This window comes from Rhodovulum sp. BSW8, from assembly GCF_003314725.1.
Classification (GTDB): Bacteria; Pseudomonadota; Alphaproteobacteria; order Rhodobacterales; family Rhodobacteraceae; genus Rhodovulum; species Rhodovulum visakhapatnamense.
The window spans coordinates 132,543-140,205 of sequence record NZ_QNVX01000003.1 but is presented as its reverse complement, the minus strand read 5'-3'; the positions used below and the strand labels follow the sequence as shown (position 1 = coordinate 140,205).

The following is a 7,663-nucleotide window of genomic DNA, read 5'->3' as shown; positions in this document are numbered from 1 at the left end:
CGCGGTCACAGCGCCATCATCCTGCGCGGCGCCACGGCGATCATCCCGGTCCGGAAAAACGGCCGGCCATGGACAGAGGACTGCCCTGCCGGCTCGGCTCTGCCCCCGGGCCGATGGCGGATATCGGCTTGCCCCGCAACGAAACCCTGCGCGCCACGCGGTCCCGTGGCAGGGCGTTCCGGACGCGGCGGACAGGATACCACGCCCGAAGTCGCGCCGAGGCAAAGATGCCCGCGCCGGTTCGCTCGGACCGGTGGCGCTGAACCGGCTCGGCCCCAAGTCCTTCGGAGAGCGCATCGCCGCGAGAGTCCCGAACCGCCAAGCCGCCGAAATCCAGATCCGCGTCATTCGCCATTGCCGCTCGGACCAATGGCGCGACATGGCTCGTTCATCAGCCGTCTCAACGCTCCGGCACCGCCGAAAGCGTCCGCGTGGCCTGAACCTGGAGGGGAAAGGGGAAAGGGAAAGGGGACGTCACGCCTCGGGCCGCCTTTCGGCAACAATGCCCAGCCATTCCGGTCGAGGCCGACCGATCGGTGAAGCAGCCTCCGCACTCATGCCGCGCTCCGGCCCCTGGCCGCAGAGGCAGCAAGCACGGCCTCGACGATGGCGCGAATCCCCGCGGGCATGTCGGCGTTCAGGCGATAGCGGACCCATTGCGCGTCGCGGCGGTCGGTGACCAGCCCCGCCTGCTTCAGCACCTTCATGTGCGGCGACATCCTGCTTTGGGTGACATCGAGCCTCGCCATCAATTCGCAGACGCAATGGTCCGATCCGTCGCCGAGCAGGCGCATCGCCTCCAGCCGGGTGGGTTCGGCGAGGGCTGCGAGACTGGATAGCGCCATGACCACCTCCGTACATGCGCATGAGCGCATACGCGGCAGCCTGGGTCGTCGATATGGGTCAATCCGCGCGGTCCATGCCGGGTCGGCAGCGAAAGATCGGCCGTCGACCGGTCCGCTTCTCCGTCTCATGCGGACTGGACGCCCCGCGCACCAGGGCCGTGCCCCGTCAGACATCGGCCCGGTCGCATCGCGCCGCGCGAGCCCGGGAGGCAATCATTGCCCCCGGCATCGGGCTTCAGCGACCTAAAGCTTTGCGCAAAGAGATGACGCTCAAAGAGCCTCTGGCAGGGCAAGGCGGCGTGGCGGCTCCCGCCCGGAACCGCCCATACGGCCACTGCCCCCGGCCACAGGAACTTCATGGGCGCAAGAACCGGGGCGGATGCCATACCGGTTCCTTCGGGCCCCGAATTTTCGCAGAAAATTCGCCCCCTCCGCCCGACCGAACGCGCCCAAGGATCCGGGGCACGGCTTGCCCGCGCCCCGTTTGCATTGACTCCTCGGGCCTATTTCGCCTCCAGCGCCGCGATCCGGGCCTTCAGCGCCTCGTTTTCCTCGCGCGCCTTCTGGGCCATGGCGCGCACCGCATCGAATTCCTCGCGGGTCACGAAGTTGCGGTCGGCGAGCCAGCGATCGAGCATGCTCTTCATCGCCGTCTCGGCCTCGTCCTTGGCACCCTGGGCCACGCCCATGGCATTCGTCATCAGCTTCGACATGTCGTCGAGAAATTTGTTGCGGGTCTGCATGGCGGCCTCTGGCATTTACATTCGCGCCCTATATGGCCCGCAGGCGGCGCAAGCTCAAGGTTGACTTCGCCGCGCAGCCCAGAGAACAGAAGGCCCAAGATGCAAGCGGTTCTCCCCTTTCCCGACCTCACCTCCGAGATCTTCTCGATCTCGGTCTTTGGCTTCGACTTCGCCCTGCGCTGGTATGCGCTGGCCTATATCGCCGGGATCGTGATCGGCTGGCGGCTGGTCGTCGCACTGATGCGGCGCGAGCGGCTCTGGCCCGCCTCCCGCCCGCCGATGAGGCCCGAGCAGGTCGAGGAACTGCTGACCTGGATCGTGCTGGGCGTGATCCTCGGCGGACGGCTCGGCTTCGTGCTGTTCTACAAACCGCTCTATTATCTGCAGGCCCCCTGGGAGATCCCGATCCTCTGGCACGGAGGCATGGCCTTCCATGGCGGCTTGCTGGGGGTCATGGCGGCGGTGCTGCTTTTCACCCGAAAGCACGGCATCCCGCTGCTGCCCGCCGCCGACGCGCTGGCGCTGGCCACGCCGCCGGGGCTTTTCTTCGGACGGATCGCGAATTTCATCAATGCAGAGCTCTGGGGCCGCCCCTCCGATCTGCCCTGGGCCGTCGTCTTCCCCGGCGAGGCCGCGCAATACTGCCCCGGCTGGGACAGCTTTCCCTGCGCCCGTCATCCCTCGCAACTGTACGAGGCCGGGCTCGAAGGGCTTCTGCTTGGCGCGGTCCTGCTTTGGCTTGCGCTGGCCCGCGGCGCGCTGAAGACGCCCGGACGCATCGCCGGGACCTTCTTTGCGGGCTACGGGCTCGCGCGCTTTGCCGTCGAATTCGTCCGTCAGCCCGATGCGCAATTCGCAGGCCCGGGCAATCCGCTGGGCCTTGCGCTGCACTGGCAGGGCTACGGGCTGACCATGGGGCAGCTTTTGTCGCTGCCGATGATGGCACTGGGGCTCGGGCTTATCCTGGTCTCGGCGCGGCGACGGGCATGACCCCGCTTGCACGGCTTCTCGCCCGGCGGATCGCGGCGACCGGCCCGATCGGCATCGCCGACTTCATGGCCGATTGCCTGATGCATCCCGAGCATGGCTATTACAGCACCCGCGATCCGTTCGGAGAGGCGGGCGATTTCACCACCGCCCCCGAGATCAGCCAGATGTTCGGCGAGCTTCTGGGACTCTGGCTCGCGCAGGTCTGGCTCGACCAGGGCGCGCCCGCACCCTTTGCTCTGGCCGAACTCGGCCCCGGGCGCGGTACGCTGATGGCCGATCTCTGGCGTGCCACGAAGCGGGTGCCGGGCTTTCACGCGGGCGCCCGGCTGCATCTGGTCGAGACCTCGCCCCATCTGCGCGCCCGCCAGCGCCAGGCGTTGCCGGGGCTCGACATCGCCTGGCTCGACAGCGCCGACGCCCTGCCCGAGGCGCCTCTCTTCGTGATCGCCAACGAGTTCTTCGATGCCCTGCCGATCCGCCAGTTCCAGCGCGATGCCGCGGGCTGGCGCGAGCGCCTGGTCGGGCTCGAGGACGACAGGCTGACGCTCGGGCTGTCGGCGCCGGTGCCGCTTGCCGCACTGGACCACCGGCTGGCCGATACCGAACCGGGCGACATCGTCGAGACCTGCGCCCCCGCCTGCGCCATCGTCGAGACCCTGGCCGCGCGGATCGCCGCCCGGGGCGGGGCCGCGCTGATCGTCGATTACGGCGGCTGGCACAGCCTCGGCGACACGCTGCAGGCCCTGCGCGCGCACCGGCCCGAGCCGCCGCTCGCCCATCCCGGCGAGGCCGATCTGACCGCCCATGTCGATTTCGAGGCGCTGGCCCGCGCCGCCCGAACCGTCGAGGGCCTCCGCGTCAGCGGCCCGACCCCCCAGGGCGTGCTGCTGGAACGGCTCGGGATTGCGGCGCGCGCCCAGGCGCTGGCGCAAAACCTCGCCGGTGCGGCGCTGCGAAGCCATATTGCCGCACATCGCCGCTTGACCCACCCCGAGGAAATGGGAACGCTCTTCCAGACACTCGCGCTGACCCCCGCACGGGCCCCCGATCCCCCAGGACTTCGTTCATGACTTTGGAAATTCTCACCTCGAACGCACTCGCGCCGCTGCGTCACGGGTTCTTCACCCGGCAGGGCGGCGCGTCGTCCGGGATTTTCTGGGGGCTCAATTGCGGCGGCGGCTCGTCGGACCTGTCCGAGGCGGTGGCGATCAACCGCAACCGGGTCGCGGGCGCCATGGGCGTGGACACCGACCGCCTTGTCACCGTGCATCAGGTCCATTCCGCCGCTGTCGCGGTGATCGAGGCCCTGCCCGAAGCTCCGCTGCGCGCCGATGCCATGGTCACCCGGACCCCCGGGCTGGCGCTGGGCGTGCTGACCGCCGATTGCCAGCCTGTGCTGTTTGCGGACCGCACGGCCGGGGTGGTGGGCGCCGCCCATGCGGGCTGGAAGGGCGCGCTTGGGGGCATTCTCGAGGCCACGCTCGACGCGATGGAAACGCTCGGCGCCCGGCGCGACGACACGGTCGCCGTGATCGGCCCGACCATCAGCCAGCGCGCCTATGAGGTCGGGCCGGAATTCCTCGACACGTTCCTGACCGAGGACCCCGACTCGACGCGGTTCTTCGCCGCCGGCAAGGGCGACCGCGTCCAGTTCGACCTGCCGGGCTTCAGCCTCGCGCGCCTGCGCGGCGCGGGCATCGGCCAGGCGATCTGGACCCGCCATTGCACCTATTCCGACCCGGACCGGTTCTTTTCCTACCGCCGCAGCGTCCATGCGGGCGAGGCCGATTACGGGCGGCTGATCTCGGCGATCCGGCTGTGACCCCGCGATGAGCGCCAAGGACCCGTTCCGCCCGGCCGACGATGCCGCCCGCGCGCTGGCCCGCAAGCTGATCGCCGAGGCGCGGTATGCCGCGCTGGCGGTTCTGCGCGACGGCGCGCCCTTCGTCACCCGGATCGCGCTGGCGCCGGGGCCGGACGGTCTGCCGGTGACGCTGATCTCGGATCTGGCGCCGCATACGGCGGCTTTGCGCGCCCTGCCCGACTGTTCGCTGCTGGTCGGCGAGCCCGGCCCCAAGGGCGACCCGCTGACCCATCCGCGCCTGACCCTGCAGGCCCGCGCGGTCTTCGCGACCCGGCCCGCCGAGCGGACGGCGCTGCGCGACCACTATCTCGACCACCAACCGAAGGCCCAGCTTTACGCGGATTTCGCCGATTTCCATTTCGTCCGGCTGGTGCCCCATTCGGGCCATCTGAACGGCGGGTTCGGCCAGGCCTTCCGGCTGATGGCCGAAGATCTGGGCGCCTGACGCTCATTTTCGCAGCCCCGCGACGCCTGACCGCAGCCGCGCGTCGGGCGCAGGGGCGCTGCGCCGTGGGCGCATCTTCCTCTCCTGTCACAAAGGACTAACATCCCGGTTCTAGGCATCGGATCGGATTCCGGAATCATACGAGTTCAAGGACACGACTTTTCCAGCATGACCTATCGCCTGAAACGCTCGGACAAGAGCACCGAAGCGGCCCTGCGCCGGATCGCGATCGAGGAAATCGACGCCGCCCTCACCGAACTCGGCGACCCGGGGATCGCGCTGCATGAAAAGGTCCACGGCCTGCGCAAACGCGCCAAGAAGCTGCGCGGGCTGATCCGTCTCGTGCGCCCCGCCTTCCCGGCCTATGTCCGCGAGAACGGGGCGATCCGCGACGCGGCGCGGCGGCTTTCGGGGTTGCGCGACCGCGAGGGCATGGTCGAGACCTTCGACAAGCTGGTCGCCGGGGGCCGGCTGCACGGGTTCGAGCCGGTGCGCGCGCATCTGGTCGCGGCCCGCGACCGCGCCGCCGCCAAGGCCCATGTCGAGGAGGATCTGGCGGCGTTCCGGCTGGACATGCTGGGGCTGCGCGAACGGGCGCGCAGCTGGGCGCTTTACGGTGACGGGTTCCGGCCGATGCGGCGCGGGTTGCAGCGCACCTTCGACCGCGCGCGCAAGGGCCGCGCCGCGGCCGCCGAGGCGCCCGAGGTCGCGGTGATCCACGACTGGCGCAAGCGCGTGAAATATCACTGGTATCACACCCGGCTTCTGCGGCCGATCGAACGCGGGCCGCTGGGGCGCCGGGCGAAGAAGGTCGAGGAACTGTCCGAGCTTCTGGGCGATCACCACGACCTTGCCGTGCTGGACACCCATCTTGCGGCGACCCCCGACCTGCCGGGCGGGGCCGAGACCCGCGACGCCCTGCGCGCGCGCATCGCGGCGCGGCAGGCCGATCTGGCCGAGGCCGCGCAGACCCTCGGCGCGCGGCTTTTCGCCAGCCCGGCCAAGGATCTTGGCCGAAGCTGGAAACGCTGGTGGAAGTCCTGGCACCGGGACTAGGCGTCCCGGCAGCCGGGCGGCCCGGGCGGCTCAGCCCCGGGCCAGCGCGTCCTCGATCAGGCGCACGGTCTCGTCGACGCCGTAAAGCGCGATGAACCCGCCGAAGCGCGGCCCCTGGCTCGCGCCCAGCAGCACCTCGTAAAGCGCCTTGAACCAGTCGCGGAGCGGCTCGAACCCGTGATCCTTGCCGACCGCGAAGACGAGGCTTTGCAGCTCTTCGGCATCGAGCCCGCCGTCCCAGACCTTGAGCCGGGCCACCAGATCCTCCATCGCCGCGCGTTCGGTCGCGTCGGGGGCGCGGAACTGGCGCTGGGGGGCCACGAAGTCGTGGAAATAGCGCACCGCGAAGGCCGCCGCCTGATCGAGATCGGGATGGGTCTCGGGCGAGGCCTCGGGCGCATAGCGCCGGATGAAGCCCCACAGCCCGTCCTTGTCGGTCGCCCCTGCCACCGAGGCGAGGTTCAGAAGCATCGCGAAGGGCACCACCATCCGGCTTTCGGGCGGGGTGCCGCCATGGATGTGCCAGACCGGGTTGTCGATCTGCGCCTTCAGGTCCTGCCCCGGGAAGGCGCGCAATTGCTGGTGGTATTCGTCCACCGCCTTCGGGATCACGTCCCACCAGAGCCGCTTGGCGGTCTTGGGCTTCTGGTACATGAAATAGGACAGGCTCTCGGTCGCGGCATAGGTCAGCCATTCGTCGATGGTCAGCCCGTTGCCCTTCGATTTCGAGATCTTCTCGCCGCTTTCGTCGAGGAACAGCTCGTAGGTGAAATGCTCGGGCTTCCTGCCGCCGAGGATTTCGCAGATCCGGTCGTAGATCGGCGTGTTGGTCGAATGGTCCTTGCCATACATCTCGAAATCGACGCCCAGCGCGGCCCAGCGCGCGCCGAAATCGGGCTTCCACTGCAGCTTGACCTTGCCGCCCGTCACCGGCAGCGTCCATTCGCGGCCGTCCTCGTCGTCGAAGGTGATGGTGTGATTGACCGCATCGACCTGCTTCATCGGCACGTACAGCACGCGCCCGGTCTCGGGATGGATCGGCAGGAAGATCGAATAGGTCTGCTGACGTTCCTCGCGCAGCGATTTCAGCATCACCGCCATCAGGTCGTCATAGCGTTCGGTCGCCAGCTTCAGCGTGTCGTCGAACCGGCCCGAGCGGTAGAACTCGGTCGCCGAATAGAATTCGTATTCGAACCCGAAGGTGTCGAGGAACCGCCGCAGCATCGCGTTGTTGTGATGCCCGAAGCTCTCATATTCGCCGAACGGGTCGGGCACCGAGGTCAGCGGCCGCTGCAGATGTTCGCGCAGCATCTCCTGGTTCGGCACGTTGCCGGGCACCTTGCGCATGCCGTCCATGTCGTCCGAGAAACAGATCAGCCGGGTCGGGATGTCCGAGATCGCCTCGAAGGCGCGGCGGATCATCGTCGTGCGCAGAACCTCGCCGAAGGTGCCGATATGGGGCAGACCCGAGGGGCCGTAGCCGGTCTCGAACAGGATATAGCCCTTGTCCGCGGCCCCCTTCTCGGCGCGCTTGAGCAGCTTCCGGGCCTCTTCGAAGGGCCAGGCCTTGGAACTCATCGCGGCGTCGCGGAGGTTGGACATCGTTTCGCACTCTCTTCGCTGGACGGGCCCCGGGCCCGGCGCTTCGCTGGCCGGACCCCATGCCCGGCAAGGCCCCGACTCCTATTGCCCCCCTTGCGCCACGTCAATATTCTGCGCC

Annotated in this window: 8 protein-coding genes and 1 pseudogene; 6 read left to right on the top strand and 3 right to left on the bottom strand. The window is 68.8% G+C overall.

All coding sequences use genetic code 11. The features are described 5' to 3' along the window. Positions 1-346 (top strand): annotated as a pseudogene (locus DSD19_RS01185) (hypothetical protein); the annotation flags it as partial. Positions 347-554: 208 nt separating this feature from the next. Here DSD19_RS01185 and DSD19_RS01180 read toward each other — a convergent pair. Both DSD19_RS01180 and DSD19_RS01175 read right to left on the bottom strand, forming a co-directional pair. Beyond that, positions 555-845 (bottom strand): metalloregulator ArsR/SmtB family transcription factor, encoded by a 291-nt coding sequence (locus tag DSD19_RS01180; RefSeq protein WP_113668242.1) that lies wholly within the window; start codon positions 843-845, stop codon positions 555-557. A 503-nt stretch (positions 846-1,348) separates the two neighbouring features. Beyond that, positions 1,349-1,588 carry an accessory factor UbiK family protein gene (locus DSD19_RS01175; protein WP_075785043.1) on the bottom strand — a complete coding sequence of 80 codons (240 nt, stop codon included), beginning with the start codon at positions 1,586-1,588 and terminating at the stop codon, positions 1,349-1,351. 99 nt (positions 1,589-1,687) lie between these two features. Between DSD19_RS01175 and lgt the strand changes: the two genes are divergently transcribed. The 5 genes from lgt (at position 1,688) to DSD19_RS01150 (ending at position 5,943) form a co-directional block, all read left to right on the top strand. Continuing rightward, complete coding sequence (gene lgt, locus DSD19_RS01170; protein WP_075785042.1) at positions 1,688-2,578, top strand: prolipoprotein diacylglyceryl transferase; 891 nt, start codon at positions 1,688-1,690, stop codon at positions 2,576-2,578. Then, positions 2,575-3,648, top strand: coding sequence for a class I SAM-dependent methyltransferase (locus tag DSD19_RS01165; protein ID WP_113668241.1), 1,074 nt, complete (start codon positions 2,575-2,577; stop codon positions 3,646-3,648). Before lgt ends, DSD19_RS01165 begins: the two co-directional genes overlap by 4 nt. Then, positions 3,645-4,400 carry a peptidoglycan editing factor PgeF gene (pgeF, locus tag DSD19_RS01160; protein WP_075785040.1) on the top strand — a complete coding sequence of 252 codons (756 nt, stop codon included), beginning with the start codon at positions 3,645-3,647 and terminating at the stop codon, positions 4,398-4,400. Before DSD19_RS01165 ends, pgeF begins: the two co-directional genes overlap by 4 nt. A 7-nt stretch (positions 4,401-4,407) precedes the next feature. Then, a complete protein-coding gene (locus DSD19_RS01155; protein WP_113668240.1) occupies positions 4,408-4,887 on the top strand; it encodes a HugZ family protein in 480 nt (159 codons plus the stop codon). 168 nt (positions 4,888-5,055) lie between these two features. Beyond that, positions 5,056-5,943 carry a CHAD domain-containing protein gene (locus tag DSD19_RS01150; protein ID WP_113668239.1) on the top strand — a complete coding sequence of 296 codons (888 nt, stop codon included), beginning with the start codon at positions 5,056-5,058 and terminating at the stop codon, positions 5,941-5,943. A 30-nt stretch (positions 5,944-5,973) separates the two neighbouring features. Here DSD19_RS01150 and DSD19_RS01145 read toward each other — a convergent pair whose 3' ends face one another. Next, positions 5,974-7,545, bottom strand: a complete 1,572-nt coding sequence (locus tag DSD19_RS01145) for a lysine--tRNA ligase (protein ID WP_113668238.1) — start codon at positions 7,543-7,545, stop codon at positions 5,974-5,976. Between the last annotated feature and the right edge of the window lie 118 nt (positions 7,546-7,663).

Coding starts and splice junctions, on each gene's coding strand:
- pgeF (WP_075785040.1), top strand. CDS start 3,645: ATGACTTTGGAAATTCTCACCTCGAACGCACTCGCGCCGCTGCGTCAC.
- DSD19_RS01155 (WP_113668240.1), top strand. CDS start 4,408: ATGAGCGCCAAGGACCCGTTCCGCCCGGCCGACGATGCCGCCCGCGCG.
- DSD19_RS01145 (WP_113668238.1), bottom strand. CDS start 7,545: ATGTCCAACCTCCGCGACGCCGCGATGAGTTCCAAGGCCTGGCCCTTC.
- DSD19_RS01175 (WP_075785043.1), bottom strand. CDS start 1,588: ATGCAGACCCGCAACAAATTTCTCGACGACATGTCGAAGCTGATGACG.
- DSD19_RS01180 (WP_113668242.1), bottom strand. CDS start 845: ATGGCGCTATCCAGTCTCGCAGCCCTCGCCGAACCCACCCGGCTGGAG.
- DSD19_RS01165 (WP_113668241.1), top strand. CDS start 2,575: ATGACCCCGCTTGCACGGCTTCTCGCCCGGCGGATCGCGGCGACCGGC.
- lgt (WP_075785042.1), top strand. CDS start 1,688: ATGCAAGCGGTTCTCCCCTTTCCCGACCTCACCTCCGAGATCTTCTCG.
- DSD19_RS01150 (WP_113668239.1), top strand. CDS start 5,056: ATGACCTATCGCCTGAAACGCTCGGACAAGAGCACCGAAGCGGCCCTG.